Annotated in this window: 16 protein-coding genes; 7 read left to right on the top strand and 9 right to left on the bottom strand. The window is 59.5% G+C overall.

Features of this window, described 5'->3' with window-relative positions; genetic code table 11:
• Window positions 1-168: 168 nt before the first annotated feature.
• The gene (locus tag AB4Y89_RS09010) at window positions 169-3,420 is read right to left on the bottom strand and encodes a carboxypeptidase regulatory-like domain-containing protein (protein WP_442300584.1); all 3,252 of its coding nucleotides are present in this window, start codon (window positions 3,418-3,420) and stop codon (window positions 169-171) included.
• 465 nt (window positions 3,421-3,885) lie between these two features.
• Here AB4Y89_RS09010 and AB4Y89_RS09015 point away from each other — a divergent pair, with 465 nt between their 5' ends.
• Genes AB4Y89_RS09015 through AB4Y89_RS09035 form a run of 5 tightly spaced genes read left to right on the top strand, consistent with a single transcriptional unit; the run spans window position 3,886 to window position 9,410 of the window.
• Window positions 3,886-4,857: a hypothetical protein gene (locus tag AB4Y89_RS09015; protein WP_442300585.1), complete on the top strand. Its 972-nt coding sequence runs from the start codon at window positions 3,886-3,888 to the stop codon at window positions 4,855-4,857.
• A gap of 8 nt (window positions 4,858-4,865) precedes the next feature.
• Entirely contained in the window at window positions 4,866-5,792 is a 927-nt protein-coding gene (locus tag AB4Y89_RS09020; RefSeq protein WP_442300586.1) for a DUF4129 domain-containing protein, read from the top strand.
• Window positions 5,789-6,979: a DUF4350 domain-containing protein gene (locus tag AB4Y89_RS09025; RefSeq protein ID WP_442300587.1), complete on the top strand. Its 1,191-nt coding sequence runs from the start codon at window positions 5,789-5,791 to the stop codon at window positions 6,977-6,979. Before AB4Y89_RS09020 ends, AB4Y89_RS09025 begins: the two co-directional genes overlap by 4 nt.
• Window positions 6,966-7,949, top strand: coding sequence for an AAA family ATPase (locus tag AB4Y89_RS09030; RefSeq protein WP_442300588.1), 984 nt, complete (start codon window positions 6,966-6,968; stop codon window positions 7,947-7,949). Before AB4Y89_RS09025 ends, AB4Y89_RS09030 begins: the two co-directional genes overlap by 14 nt.
• A 6-nt stretch (window positions 7,950-7,955) precedes the next feature.
• Complete coding sequence (locus tag AB4Y89_RS09035; RefSeq protein WP_442300589.1) at window positions 7,956-9,410, top strand: DUF58 domain-containing protein; 1,455 nt, start codon at window positions 7,956-7,958, stop codon at window positions 9,408-9,410.
• A gap of 110 nt (window positions 9,411-9,520) precedes the next feature.
• Here the strand turns inward: AB4Y89_RS09035 and AB4Y89_RS09040 are convergent, their stop codons facing one another.
• Window positions 9,521-10,420 carry a stage II sporulation protein M gene (locus AB4Y89_RS09040; RefSeq protein ID WP_442300590.1) on the bottom strand — a complete coding sequence of 300 codons (900 nt, stop codon included), beginning with the start codon at window positions 10,418-10,420 and terminating at the stop codon, window positions 9,521-9,523.
• 82 nt (window positions 10,421-10,502) lie between these two features.
• On the opposite strand from AB4Y89_RS09040, the gene AB4Y89_RS09045 reads away from it, so the two are divergent.
• Complete coding sequence (locus AB4Y89_RS09045) at window positions 10,503-11,354, top strand: RDD family protein (RefSeq protein ID WP_442300591.1); 852 nt, start codon at window positions 10,503-10,505, stop codon at window positions 11,352-11,354.
• Window positions 11,355-11,499: 145 nt separating this feature from the next.
• Here the strand turns inward: AB4Y89_RS09045 and AB4Y89_RS09050 are convergent, their stop codons facing one another.
• The 5 genes from AB4Y89_RS09050 to AB4Y89_RS09070 form a co-directional block, all read right to left on the bottom strand.
• Complete coding sequence (locus tag AB4Y89_RS09050; protein WP_442300592.1) at window positions 11,500-12,468, bottom strand: class I SAM-dependent methyltransferase; 969 nt, start codon at window positions 12,466-12,468, stop codon at window positions 11,500-11,502.
• A gap of 338 nt (window positions 12,469-12,806) precedes the next feature.
• The gene (moeB, locus tag AB4Y89_RS09055; protein ID WP_442300593.1) at window positions 12,807-14,021 is read right to left on the bottom strand and encodes a molybdopterin-synthase adenylyltransferase MoeB; all 1,215 of its coding nucleotides are present in this window, start codon (window positions 14,019-14,021) and stop codon (window positions 12,807-12,809) included.
• Window positions 14,022-14,120: 99 nt separating this feature from the next.
• Window positions 14,121-14,447 carry a MoaD/ThiS family protein gene (locus tag AB4Y89_RS09060; RefSeq protein ID WP_442300594.1) on the bottom strand — a complete coding sequence of 109 codons (327 nt, stop codon included), beginning with the start codon at window positions 14,445-14,447 and terminating at the stop codon, window positions 14,121-14,123.
• Window positions 14,444-14,899: a M67 family metallopeptidase gene (locus AB4Y89_RS09065; protein WP_442300595.1), complete on the bottom strand. Its 456-nt coding sequence runs from the start codon at window positions 14,897-14,899 to the stop codon at window positions 14,444-14,446. Before AB4Y89_RS09065 ends, AB4Y89_RS09060 begins: the two co-directional genes overlap by 4 nt.
• Window positions 14,896-15,849, bottom strand: a complete 954-nt coding sequence (locus AB4Y89_RS09070; protein WP_442300596.1) for a PLP-dependent cysteine synthase family protein — start codon at window positions 15,847-15,849, stop codon at window positions 14,896-14,898. Before AB4Y89_RS09070 ends, AB4Y89_RS09065 begins: the two co-directional genes overlap by 4 nt.
• A gap of 79 nt (window positions 15,850-15,928) precedes the next feature.
• Here AB4Y89_RS09070 and AB4Y89_RS09075 point away from each other — a divergent pair, with 79 nt between their 5' ends.
• A complete protein-coding gene (locus tag AB4Y89_RS09075) occupies window positions 15,929-16,327 on the top strand; it encodes a hypothetical protein (protein WP_442300597.1) in 399 nt (132 codons plus the stop codon).
• A gap of 366 nt (window positions 16,328-16,693) precedes the next feature.
• Here the strand turns inward: AB4Y89_RS09075 and AB4Y89_RS09080 are convergent, their stop codons facing one another.
• Window positions 16,694-17,575, bottom strand: coding sequence for an OmpA family protein (locus tag AB4Y89_RS09080; RefSeq protein ID WP_442300598.1), 882 nt, complete (start codon window positions 17,573-17,575; stop codon window positions 16,694-16,696).
• 205 nt (window positions 17,576-17,780) lie between these two features.
• A complete protein-coding gene (locus tag AB4Y89_RS09085; RefSeq protein ID WP_442300599.1) occupies window positions 17,781-18,299 on the bottom strand; it encodes a DUF2393 family protein in 519 nt (172 codons plus the stop codon).
• Window positions 18,300-18,523: the final 224 nt, after the last annotated feature.

Raw genomic sequence — 18,523 nt, forward strand, 5'->3', positions numbered from 1 at the left:
TTCACTTTGCTCAGGATGACAAGCAAAAGAGGATGACAAGCAAAAGAGAGGGTTCGCGCGGAGCGAATACCCAGGTCCCCAAGGGGACCCGGGGCACCCGGTGTCTTCTTAAATAAAAAGCGGATGTGCTGGTTACCAGCACATCCGCTTCATGTTTCAGGATTGTTATTAGAACGTGACCTTCAGACCGCCCTGCATCACACGCGGCTTGACCGGTCCGGTTGCCGTAATACGTCCGTAGGTTCCGCTGGACGGATTGGCATCGGGCTGGCCGAAGGTGATGCGGTTGAAGGCATTGAAGAGCTCCCAGCGGAACTGGATCTTGTACCGCTCCTGGATCGTCCAGTTCTTCATCAGTGCCGCATCGCTGTAGTTGGTGCCAGGCCCCTTCAGAATGTTTCGTCCTGAGTTGCCGAAAGTCCCAACTGCATTCTGAGCGAAGGCGGCCGTGGTGAAGTACTGCTGCACCCATTCCTGCTTGCTGCCCTGGTGCGTCTGCACAACGACGCCGGGAACGCGGTCGGCCCGGTCGCCATAGACGAGCGCGCCGGAGTTGTTGTTGCCGTTACCACCACTTACGCTGAACGGGCGGCCAGATTGCAGCGTATAGATACCGCTGATCTCCCACTCGCCCAGCACATTGCGCGCGATCGGGTTCCATCCCTTCAGTTTCGGTGTGGAGTAGACCAGGTTGGTCACCGAGACCAGCGGGAAGTTCAGGTCGGAGAGGCCACGGTTGAAGCGCAGGTCATACGGATTGGAGAGACCGTTGCCAGTGAACGACGCATTGCCGCTGGCGGCGATGTCGATATTCTTCGACCACGTAAAGCTGCTCTGCGCCTGGAAGCTGTGCGAGAAGCGCTTCTCGAACTGCGCTTGCAGCGAGTGATAGCTGCTGGTGCCGTTGCTGTTGATGGTGAGGATCTGGCCGTAGTTCGTCAGCCCACGTGTTCCACGTACGCTCGCGGCGATCTGGCCGGGGTTGGCGTCGATGATCAGCGTCTGGTGGTAGGACTGACTGCCGACGTAGGCGAGGTGCATCACCAGGTCTCCGCTGAACTGCTGCTCGACTGACGCGTTCCAGCTCTGCGTCATGCCGAGTTTGAAGTTCGGACGGAAGGCTGCCGGTACCGTGGTCTGTGCCGGGAAGACGTAGTTCGACGAGGGCCGAACATTGTCATAGGCAAAGGGCGGGAACGGGCTGGCGAAGCCCGTTGACGAGAAGTTCGCCCACGGGTTGGAGAAGTTGATCGGGTTCGATGCACTGCCGTTCAGTGTGAACGTCGGGCTGAACGGGCTTACGTCGGCTACGTGGTTATAAGCCGAGTAAGGCAGCGGAGCGGTGAACATACCAAAGCCGGCGCGGAAGGCCGTCTTCGGGCTGGCCTGGTAGGCAAAGGCGATACGAGGCTCCCAGTAACCATAGGTGTTTTGCGCCAGGCTGTCAGGCACACCACGGTCGCCGGGGAAGACCAGACCTCTGGGGGCATTTGGGAAGACCGTGCTCTGCTGTCCCGGGTTGTAGACCGCGCCACGGCCGTCCTTCGAGGCCGGTGCGAGGTTCGGATCCCAGCGCAGGCCGAGCGTGACGGTCAGGTTCGGACGCAGACGGAACTGGTCCTGCCCGAATGCTCCCAGCAGGTTGCCGGAGACATCGGCTATCTCGCCCGCACCTTGCGTGAAGGTACCGACGCGGCCGAGCAGGAAGTCCGCCAGGCCGGAGCCGGTGGAGTATCCGTTGAAGCCGATGATCGGCGCCGCCGGATAGTAGGTGAACTCACGCGCACGCTGATGCCACAGGTCCACACCGAACGAAACGGTGTGGTTGCCGATGATCTTGGTGACGGAGTCGGAGAAGCCCCACGAACGGCGCATCTCCCCCGTGTATTCGGAGTAGGGCGTGCTGAAGCCGCCGTTGGCGTTCAGGCCTTCTGAGTAGCAGGCGCCCGCTGGGTCGCTGACGTTGATGTACTTAGAGAGACAGAAGGCGTTGCCGGAGCTGTCGCGCTGCGTGCCTGCGTTGTAGACGTGCTCCTGGTTCCAGAACAATGAGAGAGCGTTGACCAGGCTGGGCGAGATGGTCCAGGTATGGTTCAGCACCTCGTTGAAGAGCTTGCCCTGCTTGCCGGGAACGATGGCGAGGATGTTGCCGGGCGTCGATGCTTCACCACGGTTGTAGTACTGGATGAAGCTACGCAACGTGAGGCGCTGCTTGTCGTTGATGGAGTAGTCCAGACGGCCGGTGCCTTCGTCGAACTTCTCCACCGAGGCAGGAGCGGTGTAGTAGACCAGGCCGCTGGCCGGATCTCCTCCGCGCGGCAGTGCCGTGTTGGCAATGCGTACAGCGGCAGGGTTATAGAGGCTGGGATCGATGCGGTTGTTAACGAAGCCGCCGCCGAGCGTCTTCGGGTATGCCGAGAAGTCGCCGTTCAACATCGCGGCGGTGGGCGTGTTGGTGCTGTTCGAGGTGGCGGTGGTGGACTGGCGCGTGCCCTGGTAGTTGGCGAAGAAGAAGAGCTTGTTCCTCTTGATCGGGCCGCCGAGGAATCCGCCGAACTGGTTGCGGCGTAGCGGATCCACCTTCTTCGAGAAGTAGTCGGCTGCGTTCAATGCGCTGTTGCGCAGGAACTCGAAGGCTCCGCCGTGGAAGGCGTTGGTGCCGCCCTTGGTCTCAATGCTGACAACCGCTCCCGGCGAGAAGCCATAGTGCGCGTCGAAGTTGTTGGAGATGACACGGAACTCGGCAGTGGCATCGGCGTTCGGTGAAGGCGCTGCGAGCGCCATATAGGTGTCCATGTTGGGCACGCCATCCAACAGATAGAGCGTGCTGCCCTGGCGCCCGCCGCCTGCGGAGGCGCCGGTCTCATTGGGGAAGGTGGTCTCGCCCTGCAGGGTGCCGGCACCGGTGTTGAGTACGTTGACGGTTCCGGGCGAGAGCAATACCAGGCTGGATGGATCGCGTCCGTTGAGCGGAAGTTCACGGATGGCCTGTTCGCCGACGGTGTTGCTGACTTCGGCGTTGGTGGTGTTGATCAGAGCCGCGCCCGCGGTGACGTTGACGGTCTCGCTCTCACTACCGACCTGCAAGCCGATATCGAGCGTAGCCTGCTGGCTGACGGTGAGCAGTACGCCGGTCTGCTGGAACTTCTGGAAGCCGGAGACCTCGGCTGCAATGGTGTAGTGGCCGGGCGGGATAGTGGGGAAACGATAAAGACCGGATGCATTGGTCTCTGAGGTGAGCACCAGGTTGGTCTCGGTATTTGTGGCAGTTACATGTGCATTGGGAACGGCGGCGCCTGAGGGATCCGTAACGGTCCCGCTTAGTACGGCGCTTCCTCCCTGTGCATACACGCTCGACGACATGGCAAAGCACAGCGCGAGCACGCAGAACAAAAGCCTTAATAGCTTTTGAGGGTTCATCAAATTTGGGCCTCAATTTTGGGGGAGTTAGAGGGGGTTCGAAATCGTGTGCTTACTGCACATCTGCACGAATCAATTTCTTTGGGCAAGACAGGTTGGGGGAAACTACGAAATTAGAGCAAGTCTCCTAATACGGCAGCTTTGGATGAATCTGCGAATGCCGTTTTTCTTCGCAGGAAAACGGCGCAAACAACCAAAAACCCCGCTCTACAGCCTTAGGAGAAATGCTCCAGCAAATCAATTGAAAGGGTATTGGATTCCGATGACGACTGTCCATGCGAGGTACCACATCAGATAACGCCGGTTCCAGCGTTGACCGTCACGTCAAGAAACAGCATAAGGTTCTTTGTTTGCCTCAGAAAGGCGCGAATGGGAAGCGTCTGCGCAGGCGTTAAATTTAACTCGCAGACACGCTGCAGGGGCTCTGCTAGAATTCGCGCTATCCAAAACTTTCTCAGGGACTCTATGGATTCTCAGGCTGAGTTTCACCCTGCCGGCGACGCGGTTACTGACCGTTTGCGTCCGCTTACTACGGGCGAGGTTGTCGATCGCACCTTCTCGCTCTCCCGGAGCAATTTCTGGCTCTTCTGTGGTGTCGCCCTGGTTCCTGCGCTGGTGTCGTTATGCGGCAGCAGCATCCGTATCGGCCTTGACCACATGGTGCGGGCCTCTCATTCGAACACGACCTACGCCGTGCTTCTCGGCGTCTTCACGATCGTGTGGAGCCTGGTCACCCTGGGTGTTTATGGCAGCTCGCAGGCCGCATCGACCTTCGCGGTGTCGTCGGTCTACCTGGATCGCCAGGTCACGGTTGGCGCGGCCTATCAGGAGAGTAAAAAGCACTGGTTCCGCTACCCGGCGCTGATCGTTGTGCAGTTCCTGAGCGCGGGATGGGTCACGATTGTCATCTATATCGTGTTGGCTGTTCTGGCCGGGGTAATGGCCGCAACTCGATCGACCTCTGTAACAATCGCGATCGCTCTGGTGGGGTTTGCGGCATTTTTCAGTTTTATATACTCCGGCTATCGCTTCTGCAAGGTTGCCCTGGCGATGCCTGCATCGGTGATGGAGGGTCTCGGCGTACGTGCGGCGCTGAAGCGGAGCCGGGCTCTTACGGCCGATCGCAAGTGGCGCATCTTCCTGATCTTCTGCCTGATCGGTGTGCTTTATCTGGTGCTTTGGGGCGGGCTTTCTGCCTTGGTCTTTGCCTCGATGCGTGGGAAGCTGGCGCTTTTGGCCGCTCAGCTTGTCTCGATGGCGGTGGTATTTTTCGCATCGCTCCTGTTGCAGCCCATTGGCGCCGTCAGCATGACACTGGTCTATTTCGATGAGCGGGTGCGCCGCGAAGCCTTCGATATTGAGTTCATGATGCAGAACCTGGTGGCGCAGCCTGTCGAAGAGCCCGGTTCTCCCGCCGAAGGTGTGGCCGAGGCCTAGGCGAAACGATGTATCGTTGCGCTCTTCCTGCGCTTTTGCTGCTCTTCTCGGGTCTCGCCACACACGCGCAGACCGTGCTGACGCATGTCACCTTGCAGCAGCACCAGGCCAACACTGCAACATTGCAGCAACTGATCCGTGACTGTGCGAGTGATACGAAGGCTTGTACGTCAGATCGTGTAGGTCCTGACGAAAGCATCGATCTCGATGCCAGTACCATGAGTCACGTTCGCTATGGCTGGCTGCGGAAGGCGCTGCCGGAGATGGCGACCGCGACCCAGCAACAGCGTGCAGCGAAGGCGGAGACCCTGCTGCAGCATCTTTCGATCGAATCCGCAGCGCCGCAGCCGCGCCACGATGTGCGCAAGGAGGCGGATGCAGTACTGCAGCAGGTCGAGTTTAAAGAGGCGAAGCCATCGTGGTGGGAACGGCTGTCCAGACGGATTGATCTCTGGATGGCGCGCCACCTGAACGTTTCCAATGTCAGCGATTCCACCATCAGCTGGGCGAGAGTCGTGCTCGAAGTGATTCTCTTTGCCATTCCTCTGCTGGCGCTTGGTCTGTGGCTGATGCGCCAGTTACGCGAAGACAGGCTGGTGCCGGAACAAGTGCGTGGCACAAAGCAGGAGACGCCCGCGTCGGTCTCATGGGTAAAGGAGGCGGAGGCGTGCGCCCAGCGGGGTGAGTGGAGAGAGGCGATCCATGCACTCTATTGGCAGACGATTACCGGTTTTGAAGAGCGGCGCATCTGGGCGATCGTCCGTAACCGCACGCCGCGGGAGTACCTCGTACTGCTACAGCCCGGCTCGGAACAGCGCAGGCTGCTGCGCGAACAGACTGTACTACTCGAGTCGGTCTGGTATGGCCGGCGCGAAGCCACGGAGCTCGACTATCAGCGTGCGGCCGGGCTTGCACGGGAGCTGTCCCGCGCATGATGGCACGTGAGAAGAAACTCGTCCTGGCCGGCATCGGTATTGCCATCGGCCTGATCGTCCTCGTCAGCATCTTTGCGTCATCCTCCGATCCAAATGATCAGAGGCCCATTGTGAGCAATGCCGCGGCCGGCGGTACGAAAGCAGCCTATGTGCTGTTGCAGCGTCTCGGATATCGCGTGCAGCATTCCGATGCTCCTCTGACGGCTCTCAATACCGTCGATGCGGAGCACACCACGCTTGTGATTGCGACACCGTGGGCCCAGTTCGAGAAGCCCGAGCAGGATGCGCTCGGAGACTTCGTCAAACGCGGTGGCCACGTGTTGGCGGATGGCATTGCCGGAGCGCATCTACTGCCGGGTTTCTATTGGCTGGATGACCTTAGGCCGCCGGAGCGCTGCCTGACAACCCCCCAGGGCAGCAGCGCACTGGCGCATGCCGGACCGGTTTTGTTCCATCCTGCCATTCTCGCCAAAGACGACCTGCTGGAGACCTATGTGGCGCACTCGTGCATGGGAGGGGCAGCGGTCATCTACTATCCCTACGGAAAAGGTTCGATCGTATGGTGGGCTTCAGTAGAGCCGATCACCAATCGTGGTCTGCACGACGATGCGAACCTGCGACTACTGATGGCGAGTATCGGAGGCACGGATCGCACGATTCTCTTCAACGAAGCCGATGCGCAGCCGTTACCGCTCTCGCCGTGGAGCAAAACCAAAGGCATCCCCTTGACCGCACTGGTGCTGCAGCTTCTGGCGGTGTTGCTCTTTCTCTTCCTGGCGTATGGATGGCGACACGGTCCATTACGGACATTGGCAACTACGCCGCGTACCTCACCGCTTGAGTTCGCCTATTCGATGGGCAATCTGTATCACAAGGCGGGTGCGGGAGAAGCGGCGATTGCAGATGCGCGTCTGCGCCTGATTCACATGCTGGAACAGCAGTGCGGTATTGGGCGTGAAACGGTGCGGGAGGGCGCGCCTGCGATTGCAGCTTCGCTACGCGAACGCTTCAACTATGACTCGCCCGATATCATCCCGCTTTTAGAAGAGACAGAAACATTGAAGCGGACTTCGCCTGCAGTCGCTCTTACGGTGGTCAAACGTTTCCATCAGGTTATGGAAGAGTTGGAGCAGCGGGTGTCTGTGAAATCCACGGCTTTCAAGGAGAATTTCTTTGTCCGAACATGAACAGTTGCTCCCCGAGGAGCAGATTGGAACCAATGCCGTCCAGGCTCTCTTCGAGCACGGCTCGCAGGAACTGGGAAAGGTCCTTGCAGGACAGCATGAGCTGATCGAGCAGGCGATGGTGACGCTGCTCGCCGGTGGACACGCCATTATTGAAGGCGTACCCGGCGTTGCGAAGACGCTGGCAGTGAAGTCGCTGGCGCGCTGGCTGGCGCTCGACTATCGTCGCATCCAGGGAACTCCGGACATGATGCCGGCCGATATCACCGGTACAAATGTTTTCATGCCGTCCCACAATGCCTTTGTCTTTCACAAGGGGCCGGCATTTACGCAGTTCCTGTTGGCCGACGAGGTGAATCGTATGCCTCCGCGCACGCAGGCTGCACTGCTGGAGTGCATGGAAGAGAGACAGATCACGGCCGATGGCGTGCGCCATGTACTCGATCCGTACTTTACGGTCTTTGCTACGCAGAACCCGGTGGAGTTTGAAGGAACCTATCCTCTGCCTGAGGCCCAGCTCGATCGTTTCCTGTTGAAGATCAGAATCGGGTATCCGTCGGAAGCTGAAGAGCTTTCGGTGCTGGAACGGCACCATGCCTCCGGCGGCCTGCTGGAACAGACACCGATCGATCCAGTCGATCCGGCCTGGATCTCCGCGGCACGGGCACAGGCGCGCGCCGTCGAAGCAGAGGAGCAGGTACTTCAGTATCTGCTGTCAATTGTTCGCCGCACGCGTTCGTGGCCCGCGCTGGCCCTGGGAGCTTCACCACGCGCAGCCGTCGCTCTGTTGAACACCGCGAAGGTGTACGCCGCCAAAGATGGCCGCGATTTCCTGCTGCCGGACGACGTCAAGGCGGCCGCGATTCCATGTCTGCGGCACCGCCTGCAATTGAAGGCCGAAGCAGAACTGGAAGGTCTTGACCCGGACCGCGTTTTGAACGACGTGTTGGCGGCTTCCCCGGTTCCCAAATAGGTTCGAATGCAGACGCTGATCCCAGAACCGGTTGCGGCATCCGCTACGCTGAAAAGCCAGCGTTGGCGCTTATTCGCATTTGCTCTTACGCCGCGCGCCCTGTGGCTGTTGACGGCAGGCGTGTTGTTTGCGATTCCCGCGTTCTTTCTGTCGCACACTCTCTGGATGATGCCCGTATGGGACGGCATCATTCTTGTGCTGGCTGCGATCGATGCCTGGCGTCTACCGAAGGCCGGCATCTTTACCGTCAGACGGCGATTTGTCCATGCACCGATGCTGGGTGAGCGGACGGATATTGTGTTGGAGATCGAACAGGCTGGGAGCGGCCGGATGCGTGTCGCGGTCATGGACGGGCTGCATCCCGCACTCTCGCTGGTTCCTCCGCTGCAGGCAATTACCATCTTCCGCAACCAACTGGCGGAGATCCGTGTCCCGACCTTTCCGGCCAAACGTGGTGAGATGAAGCTGGACCACGTCTATCTTCGTTACCGGTCGATCCTGGGCCTGGCGGAGGGTCGCTCGCTTGTGCCCCTGGAACAGACGATTCGTGTCGTGCCGCAGGCCGTCGGCACAGCCGACGATGTTTTTCTGATCCGTGCGCGTCAGATCGAGTTGGAGAAGCGGAGGCGAGGCCGCATCGGCCTCGGCCGCGAGTTTGAGTCGCTACGTGACTATCAGCAGGGCGATGAACTGCGGAACATCTCATGGACAGCGACCGCACGTCGCGGCAAACCCATCACACGCACCTTCCGCACGGAACGGTCGCAACAGGTATGGACTGTCATTGATGCCGGGCGACTGTCACGGACATCGTTTGAGTTGAAGGTTGGCGGATCAAACCATGGCAATTCGGCGATGGTCGGCTTCCAGGAGCGGGCGCATGATGACCGGTTGCACCTGCAACAGGTGGATCAGGCGGTCTCGGCAGCGATGCGCCTGTCTCAGGTGGTGGACCGCGCCGGCGACCGTAGCGCGTTGCTTGCCTATGGCCGGCGCATCCAGCAACAGATCTCCCCATCGAAGGGAGCACCACATCTGCGCCGTATGCTCGATGCCTTGTCGATGGTTCATTCGGAGCATGCCGAAGCAGATCATCGGCTGGCTGCGGCCCGCTTCCGTCAGCTCCAGACCCAGCGGTCGCTCGTCTTCTGGATCACCGAGATGGCGGAGAGTGCCTCTGCGCCTGACGTATCGCTCGCGGTTGCCGATCTCGCGAAGCGGCACCTGGTCGTGCTGGTGTTGCTCGAGCATCCCGAACTGACGGAGTTTGCACGGCAGCAGCCTCGCAATGCGACTGAGATGTTTGCCGTGACTGCGGCCAATGAGATGCTTGCGCGCCGCAGGCTGATCGTGGCGCAGCTACAGCGCCGCGGGGTCCTGGTGGTGGAGACATCTCCGGAAAAGGCAGGCATCGCCGCCATCAACCGTTATCTGGAGATCAAATCGCAGGGAACGCTTTAGGGCAGTTTTCCCTGTTGCTGGGTATCCCGGAAGGGGGTGCAGCGGCGTTTTCATTGCGGAAAACGCCCATAGATACGGGATCCCTACACTCCACCTACAGGAGAAATGCTTTAGGCGAGCGCTGGTTCCGAGACGGTATCCAAGGCTTTCTGGTCGCGGTTCTGTCCTAACCACAACCAAAGCAGGGTGAGCAGAGTGGCGGAGATGCCGAATTTGAGCGCCAGCGGCGCCTTGGTGGGTGAAACAAAGCCTTCCAGTGTGCCGGCAATGAGCAGCATCGGGATGGTGCCGGCGAGCAGACGGACGGCTTCGGTCCCGGCGAGCACGAGGGATTCACGGCGCGAGAGCAGTCCGGGAAACAGGAGACCCCAGCCAATACGCAGTCCTGCTCCCCCGGCGATGAAGATCGCGGGAAGCTCCAGCGCGCCGTGTGCTGCGACAAAACTCCACAGGCTGAGGGACATATGATGCTGCGCGCAGGCTGTACTGACGACTCCCATCAGCAGGCCATTATTGAACAGGAGGAACACGGTGAAGACACCGCCGGCGATACCTCCCGCGAAGGTAAAGAAGGTAACGCTGAGGTTATTTGTCGTGATCGCTGCCGAGGCGCGCGGCTTAATGGCGACCACGGAGTCGGTCCACATCTGATGTTTCTCGATGGTGCTCACCATCGATGGGCCGAGGAACTCCCGCATGAACTCCGGCCGCGCCAGTGTGAGCAGCGTTCCCAGCAGGGCTCCCCCGAGGAAGATGAGCAGGGATGCTGCCGTGAAGGGAAGCAGCCCACGGAAGATGCGTGGATAGTCATCAGTGAAAAACCGCAGCATACCGCGCAGTGTCGTCTTGCGGCCTGCATAGACGAGATGATGGGCCCGGCTGACCAGGCGGTTGAGGTATTCGGCGGTAGTTTTGGCGGAACGGTCGCTTCGGGCAGCAGAGAGGTCGGCGGCAGCCTGGCGGTAGAGCAGGCCGAACTCGGAGAGCTCCTCGGCGGTAAGGTGCTTCAAACGAAATTTCTCTGCCTGCTGAATCAGGAATTCCAATTTGGCCCAGGAGGCCCTACGCTGTTCTAACCAGGCATTCGAGATCATGAGCACCCATCAATATCGAGATCAGCTTAGCATCGACACACCCGAGCAGGTAGCACTCAGTTTTCCCGTGGCCGGCCTCGGCTCACGTATGCTGGCGCACCTAGCTGACCTGCTTCTTCAGGGTGGCATTTATATATTTCTGGTCATCGTCATCAGCCTGGCGTTTGCGTCAGCCGGAGGCGCCGAGCGGCTGAACCAGGTCTCAGACCGCACCGGCATGTGGCTGACGGCCGGCCTGATCTTCGTGAACTTTCTCTTCTTCTGGGGCTATTACACCCTGTTTGAAGCCTTCTGGAATGGACAGACGCCGGGAAAGCGTTTGAACCGCATCCGCGTCATTAAAGACACGGGCAGACAGATCACGCTCTTCGAGGCAATGGCGCGGAACTTCCTGCGGATTATCGATATGATGCCGACGGCTTACGTCATCGGGATCTTCACGATCGTTATCAGCAAGCAGAACAAGCGGTTGGGCGATCTGCTTGCGGGCACCATCGTTGTCCGTCAGGAGGAGACCGCAGGGGCTGGATCAGCCTATTCCAGCCGCAGCATTACGATCGCTCCCGAGCCCGCCCCGGTGCAGAATCATGCGATGCATGTGGCGCATGGCGTTGAGTTCGATCCATCTGTGATTGCAAAGCTCTCGACGGAAGATCTGGTCATGATCGAAGCCTTCGTCGCCCGGATTCCTGACCTGGATCCGGATACGATCGACCGTATCGGGTCGCAGATGCTGGCTTCTCTCTGCCGCAAGATGCAGATAGAGGTGCCGGCAACCCCCGGGAGCCGGCGATGCCTGGAAGCCATTGCGCATTCGTTGCGCGAGGTCGCGGTATATCGAAGAGGCTAGTGCAGTTCTCCTAAAGGTGTAGAGCGAAGCGTTTGCAGTTTGCGCCGTTTTCCTTCGAAGAAAACGGCATTCGCAGATTTCTCCAACACCACAGTATTAGGAGAATTGCTCTAGGGCATGCCCACGTCAGGCAACGCCATTTGCATCATCGAGCAGCGCGCTCAATCCAGAAGCTGTTGGGCCACACATTCTTTCCATCGAGTGTGGGTGCGTAGATCTTTAGCTGCGCGGGCATGCGTGTGTAGCTGTCTTTCCACGCCGGGAAGGCGGCCTCAAGCTCGTTCCAGTGTTCGTGCTGAAGTGCGCTTGCGGACCACATGACGCGGAAGGCCTGGTTGAAAGAAAGAAAGGCCTCGAGCATGTACTGCTCTCCCCAGAAGCAGAGATTGGTCATCACGAACTTCTGCGGGTAATCGTGCGGCGTAAAGATGTCGTGCAGGTGAACCAGGACACCTTCGGCGAGCTCAGGCAGGATGCGCAGGCATTCATAGAGCACGTCGCTGTCGACCGAGACTACGTGCGTGGAATCGATGAAGAGGATATCGTTGGCTTCGAGCTGATGAAAGAACTCGAGTGGGACCTGTTGTACCGGCTTTTCGATCAACTGGGTCAAGCCATCGATGCCATGTTTGAGATACGGCGCAGGGTGCGGTTCGATGCTGATCAACTCACCCGGGAAGCCCTCTTTCCGATTGGCACGTAAGGCGGCGGCCAGCACCATCGTGGTGTTTCCACTACCGATCTCGATAATGCGGCGAGGCTTGTTGCGGCGCACGAAGGCATACGCGATCTCTGCATCCACATGCTCGAAGAAGCCGTTGTTGAAGTGGAACGAGCGATGTCCATTGTTGGAGACCGAACTTTCAGGGAACTTGCACTCAGCCAGATAGGGCGCCAGATCCTGCTGCAGCCGTTGGATCTGCTCGTCGAAACGGAAGTCGATGCCGCTACAGGGACGGCGTTCTTTCCAGTCCTTACCGCGGAAGGAGTCCAGGTCCGGCACGGGAAAGTAAAAGTGTGAGGGAGTGACGCTAACGTGCAGACCGCTCTGAAGGGCGTGAAATAACGAGGAGAGCGTTGTCCGTACAGACGGACTGCGCATGATGCGATTCACCGGATGATCCTCCGCTGCGTGGTGATCCCGTCGCTGAGGCTCAACTGTGCGCGCGGCGCGGTATCCATCAACTAATGCTTAGTTGCTCTGGATGCCCCCGCGTTTACTTCGGGTTGCCCGGACGAAACCATGACGTTGCAAAACACCTTCGGTATATCGAGAAGATCTATAAAGTGAACAGTTTCCGGACATAGGAGGGGCCGGCATTTGACGTGATTTCCGGTCGTTCCAATTACGAGCACAAACAACGAAGAAGAGTAGCTCAGAGCACAAAAACTCCCGTTCAGAGCAGGATTTACAGAAGCTCCGAAACGGGAGTTTGATGAGCAGAGACTGACTTAGTACTTCGGCATGGTCGGGTCGATCTTCTCGGCCCAGGCCAGGATGCCCCCTGCGACGTTCTTCACGTTGGAGAAGCCGGCAGCCTTCAGCTCGAGCGCGGCCTTCTGGCTGCGCGCGCCGGAGCGGCAGTGGACCAGTACTTCCTTGTCCTTGTACTGCGCCAACTCGCCAAGCTTCGAACCGATCTCGCCCAGCGGATAGAGCGGAGCGCCCAGGTTCGCAATGCGATACTCATGCGGCTCGCGAACATCCAGCAACACGAAGTCATCGTTGCGGTCGCGCTTGGCCTTCAGCTCTTCCACGGTGATCTGCGGAATGCCGTCCTGTACGAGAACATCACCCACGGCGGCGTGCTGCGCTACTTCCAGCGGGCCGGTGGTCGTCGGCGGAGCGATGCCGCAGAATTGATCGTAATCAATCAGTTCCTTGATCTCGTGCGTTCCGCACATCGGGCACTTCGGGTTCTTGCGCAGCTTCAGCGTACGGAAGCTCATCGACAGAGAATCCACGAGCAGCAGGCGGCCGACAAGCGGCTCGCCGATACCGAGGATCAGCTTGATGACCTCGGTGGCCTGAATCACGCCGACCAGTCCGGGCAGAATGCCCAGTACGCCACCCTCGGCGCAGGACGGAACCAGACCCGGCGGTGGCGGTTCCGGATAGAGGCAGCGATAGCAGGGGCCTTCCTCCGTGGCGAAGACTGAAGCCTGGCCCTCGAAGCGGAAGATCGAGCCGTAGGCATTGGGCTTGTTCAGCAGCACGCAGGCATCGTTGACCAGGTAGCGTGTCTGGAAGTTGTCCGTGCCGTCGGCGATGATGTCGTAGTCCTTGAAGATCTCAAGGGCGTTGTCGCTGCGCAGCATGACGTTGTGCTTCACCACGTTCATGTACGGGTTCAGGTCTTTGAGCTTCTTCTCGGCGGAGTCGACCTTCAGCTGGCCGACAGTCGAGGTCGAGTGGATGATCTGGCGCTGCAGGTTGCTGGCGTCGACAACGTCAAAGTCCACCAGGCCAAGCGTGCCGATGCCGGCAGCGGCGAGGTAGTAGGCAAGCGGAGCGCCCAGACCGCCGGTCCCAACGCACAGGACCTTGGCGGCCTTCAGCTTCTGCTGGCCTTCAAAGCCCACCTCGGGCAGGATCAGGTGGCGCGAGTAGCGCGAGATTTCGTCGTTCGACAGTTCCGGGAGTGCGACTTCTTTCAAATCAGGCATGGTATGGTCCTTCGGCTGACTGAGCCGTAGAGGACCCGAAAAGCGGGTCCTTCGCTACGCTCAGGATGACAAGAAAAAAATGTCGGAAGGGGATGTTGTCTAACGACAACAAAGAGCGCGCGAAGCGCTTACGCCTGGACGGCCAGTCCGGCCGGCGCCGCCGGCGATGGAAGGAATAATGGTGAGCTCGTCAGCGGCGCTGACTGCGGAGGCCTCGGCGGCGGGCAGATAGCGGACGTCGTCATCGTTCAGGTAGACGTTGACGAAGCTGCGCAGCTTGCCGTCCGGGGTAAAGAGGTGATTCTTCAGCTCGGGGTGGGCGGCGACCAGTGCATCGAGCCCGGCCTGAACCGTGGCGCCGTTTACCTCCACGGTGGCTTGCTTGTCCGTGAACGCCCGGAGCGGTGTCGGGATGTTGATCTTCATGCGTTTTCTCCAACTGCTTTTGTGATCAGAATCTCTTCCTGCTGAAAAGCTTTGTCATCTTCCGTCGTGCCGCTGAGGTGAAAGGCATTGGTCAGATTGGCCTTGCCCTTGTCGACGCTGGTGATGACGTAACAGCAGCCGAACCAATGAGCCTCGGCGAAGTCGGTCGAAGACCACATCGCCGGATGATCTGGATGCGAGTGGTAAAAGCCCACGATGTCCAGGCCCTGTTTGCGGCCTTCGCGCTGAATCTTGATCAGCTCCATGGGGCTGATGTTGTAGCGATTGTGCGCGCTGTCGGTGCGGGTATTCCCGGCACGGACGATCGCGGAGACATGGTTGCCGTCATCCTTGGCATGGCCCAGCAGAACGCCGCAGCACTCATGGGGATACGTCTCCTCGCCGTGGGCGCGGAGGGCATCGTAGTCGGCTTGGGTGATGTGGAGTTTCATTCCTGCCAGAACCGTTCGCTGAGATATTTGTCTGCGGAGTCGCAGAGGATGGTGACGATAATGGCCTCGCGCCCGGCGGCAACCTCTTCCTCGGCGATGTGCAGCGCCGTGGCGACGTTGGCGGCCGAGGAGATACCCATCAGGATGCCTTCTTCGCGGGCGATGCGCTTCGCCATCACGTAGGCCTCTTCGGTGGAGGCTTCCACCAGGCGATCCGCGAGCTTGGGATCGTAGATCGGCGGAACGATAGCGGTGGGCATGTGCTTCAGACCTTCGAGGCCGTTGAAGGGCGAGTCCGGCTGCATCGAGATGCACTGGATCTTCGGGTTCAGCTCACGCAACCGGCGCGTGGTGCCCATGAAGGTGCCGGAGGTGCCGAGGCCAGCAACGAAGTGCGTCAGACGCCCTTCGGTCTGTTGCCAGATCTCGTTCGCAGTGGTCTTGTAGTGCGCCTGCCAGTTGTTATTGTTCGAGTACTGATCGGCGTAGAAATACTTGTCGGGGTCGCTGGCGGCCAGCTCCCGCGCCTTGCGAATGGCGCCGTCGGAGCCATCTGCCGGATCGGTCAGAACAATGTTCGCCCCGTAAGCGGCGAGGATCTTTTTACGCTCCGGAGAGGCATTTGACGGCAGGCAGAGCGTCACCGGGAAGCCCATGGCCGCGCCCAGCATGGCATAGGCGATGCCCGTGTTGCCGCTGGTGGCGTCAAGCAGGTGCTTTCCGGGAGTGAGCTTGCCCTCGCGCTGTGCGGACAGAACAATGTTCGAGGCGGGACGGTCTTTCACGCTGCCGCCGGGGTTTGCCCACTCGGCTTTGCCCAGGAGGACGATGCCGGGCAGCTTGGCTGTCAGGCGGTCCAGACGGACGAGTGGTGTATTCCCAACCCGATCGAGCACAGAGGTGCCAAGGGTAGAGGTGTTGGCGCCGGAGATTTTGGTTTCCGTCAGCAAAACTCTGGTTTCCGTTCCTGTCGCCGGGCGCTCCGAGGCGGGCAGCAATATGCGACACTGTTGTTGAGTTTATCCGCTTATGGCCAGAAAGACACAGCAGCAGCCCAGGTTCGACACCGTGTTGTCCACGCTGGGGAACCACAAGTTTGATGTTTCCGCCGGCGCCAACGGTGCAAAGCGCATCTCCAAGTACGGTTGCGCCGCCGAGATTCGTGCTGCAGCCGACGGAACCGCCGAGATTACGGCCCGTCCGGGCTGGCTGCTCAAGGGAAATATCGCCCGCCTGGTCGACAAGGGCTACCAGAAGTTCCTGAAGGCCGGTCACGTCGAGATTCCCGCCACGGCGGACAATCTGCGCGATCTCCACCGCTTCAGCGAGGAGCTGAAGGAGTCGATGGGCGCTCTGGTGCTATACAACGAGGCTTTGGGCACCACCAGCGATCGCTACGTCTACGACCGCGTCCTGGGTCGCCCCTAAGTCGACGGGACAAACGCTCGTTAAAAGCAGAGGAATTTTAGACCGGCTCGCGACTGCGCGCCGGTCTTTGTGTTTTGAGGTGACAGAGCATTCCCCTGCGGGATATCCAGAGCAACAGGGAAAGGCTCTAACGGCAGCCCCGGAGCAACTCTCATGCGCCCGCTGCGCTATCCTGGCGCCCAGGCTTGCCGTAGCAAGAAACTTGTTTTAAGCAAAAAAACGGCCCTCCGGGAGGAGGGCCAATCTGCCTTGGTTCTCTCTGGTTAGGAGAGCTTGGTGTGGACGCGCTCTTGATTGGCAGCGTTCCAACGATCCTGATGGTTCGCGGCGGGCTTTAGGAGCCCCGCCGCGCTCTGGGGGAGAGACTTAGCGGTTTGAGGTGTCCGGCGTCGAGGTTCCGGTAACCGGTGTTGCGGGAGCAGCGGTCGCCGACGTCGAATCCATGCTCGCGATGCTGTTGTGCATCAGCGATACGTATACGCCGTTACGGATTGGCTTCTCCTGACCCTCTTCAGCCTTGGCGGTGTTACGGCCGAGGCCACTTCTATAGATGCGATAAACCGGGACCTGGTGCTCGGTGACCAGGTAGCGTACGACAGAATCAGCCATTGCCTGCGAGCTTGATACACCAGAACCGCTGTAACCCTGCACTTCGATGATGTAGCCCTTCTCGGTGGCGAGCTTCTCGGCCATGGCATCGAGTTCAGCCTTGCCCTTCGGTCCGAGCTTCGTGCTGCCCTTGGCGAACGGGATGGCGGAGTCGCTTACCTTGTTGAACTGGTCGAGGTTCTGGACGGTGCCATGCAGAGCATCCGTACGGGTGCTGGCAGTGGAGGCAACCTGGTTGGCCTTATCGGCACGGTTACCAGCGTCTGCTGCATGCTGGTCGGCCAAGTCGGCAGCGGACTGGGCCTTGTTGATGCCTGCCGTTGCACGGGAGTCTACGTCGCGGATGTCATTTGCGTTCTTGGCCTGAAGCTGATCGAGCTCATTGACACGGTCCTTGACCGGGTCAACCTGGCGATGTACCCACTTCTTGCGGGCAAAGGGATTCACATGTCCCCAAAAGCCCTCTTTCGACTCTGACTGCAGCGGCTGACCGGTGGCGTACGTTGTGTTATCCGTTGCGTCCTGCTTTTGACCCTGAGCTGGGGAAGCGGTGCTGTTCTGCTGAGCGTAAGCCGGAAAAGCAAGAGCGCCGGTCAGAACGACGGCAGACAAACCGGAAAAGGCACGAGCGTATTTCATATCGATAGCTCCTTTTAGAGTCGCGGCGGTTCAACTAAAACAAACACCGTCACAACGCTTTCGTACTCTTCTTAGAGCAGCTATCGTGCCAAAACGGTGGCCTATTTAGAATCTGTAACTTACGAGAAAATTCCGTCGATTCGTCCGCACCGCGAACAATTACCGTGGGAAAAATATTCCCTACACTGCAGTAAATTCACGGGGTTTACTTGGATTGCACACCTGTAATGTGCAGTTCCGGTTGCTGCTGGTTCCAGCTCTGTGGCAGTCCCTCAAAGATCAGTCGGAACTCCGCCGTCGCGCCGGGAGCGATGGGCGCTACCGAGATGGGCTGTGTGTCCACGTAGGGGATCCGGGTGCGGATCAGCATCAGGGGGACCGTCTGGAGTGAGACCGTATGTCCATCGTCCGACCGGAAGATCGTCTGCACGGTCACCCCGGTGATGGTCCGGGTGCCGGTGTTGGTGATCTTGCCATCGATATAGGTGGAGCGGCCGCCGGCGAAGGGCGAGGTCGCCTCAGACATCTCGATCCCACTCAAGGGAAGGTTGGCGGCGTAGCTGTCCAGCGGCGCTACCGTGGTCGGCGCCTGCACCTTGTGGTGGCCGAAGATGAGCATCAGGACAACAGCCAATAGCACCACACCGCCACCGATCAGCAGCGGCGTACGCATTGAGCTGCGAGGTTCTGTGGGCGGAGGTGTGAAGAGTGCGTCGTCAGCCATGAAACCGATTGTAGGGCGTAGCGATGAATTCCAACAGACCGCAAGTCTGGGTTAGCGTGGGTACCGCACTGCCGGCGGTCGTCTTTTTCACCAGCCTGACTATCGCTGCGAAAATGACGAGACCAGGCAGAGTCTAGAAGCATCGATTAGAGCATTTTTCCTGTTGCTGGGTATCCCGGGAGGAGCGTGCAGCGCCGTTTTCATTGGGGAAAACGCCCATAGAT

Origin of the sequence: Terriglobus sp. 2YAB30_2, from assembly GCF_052114765.1 — a bacterium.
In the GTDB taxonomy this organism is placed as follows: Bacteria; Acidobacteriota; Terriglobia; order Terriglobales; family Acidobacteriaceae; genus Terriglobus.

Bases quoted from the DNA above. Each gene is read 5' to 3' on its own strand.
- AB4Y89_RS09010 (WP_442300584.1), bottom strand. From the start codon at position 3,420: ATGAACCCTCAAAAGCTATTAAGGCTTTTGTTCTGCGTGCTCGCGCTG.
- AB4Y89_RS09015 (WP_442300585.1), top strand. From the start codon at position 3,886: ATGGATTCTCAGGCTGAGTTTCACCCTGCCGGCGACGCGGTTACTGAC.
- AB4Y89_RS09020 (WP_442300586.1), top strand. From the start codon at position 4,866: ATGTATCGTTGCGCTCTTCCTGCGCTTTTGCTGCTCTTCTCGGGTCTC.
- AB4Y89_RS09025 (WP_442300587.1), top strand. From the start codon at position 5,789: ATGATGGCACGTGAGAAGAAACTCGTCCTGGCCGGCATCGGTATTGCC.
- AB4Y89_RS09035 (WP_442300589.1), top strand. From the start codon at position 7,956: ATGCAGACGCTGATCCCAGAACCGGTTGCGGCATCCGCTACGCTGAAA.
- AB4Y89_RS09045 (WP_442300591.1), top strand. From the start codon at position 10,503: ATGAGCACCCATCAATATCGAGATCAGCTTAGCATCGACACACCCGAG.
- moeB (WP_442300593.1), bottom strand. From the start codon at position 14,021: ATGCCTGATTTGAAAGAAGTCGCACTCCCGGAACTGTCGAACGACGAA.
- AB4Y89_RS09060 (WP_442300594.1), bottom strand. From the start codon at position 14,447: ATGAAGATCAACATCCCGACACCGCTCCGGGCGTTCACGGACAAGCAA.
- AB4Y89_RS09065 (WP_442300595.1), bottom strand. From the start codon at position 14,899: ATGAAACTCCACATCACCCAAGCCGACTACGATGCCCTCCGCGCCCAC.
- AB4Y89_RS09075 (WP_442300597.1), top strand. From the start codon at position 15,929: ATGGCCAGAAAGACACAGCAGCAGCCCAGGTTCGACACCGTGTTGTCC.
- AB4Y89_RS09080 (WP_442300598.1), bottom strand. From the start codon at position 17,575: ATGAAATACGCTCGTGCCTTTTCCGGTTTGTCTGCCGTCGTTCTGACC.
- AB4Y89_RS09085 (WP_442300599.1), bottom strand. From the start codon at position 18,299: ATGGCTGACGACGCACTCTTCACACCTCCGCCCACAGAACCTCGCAGC.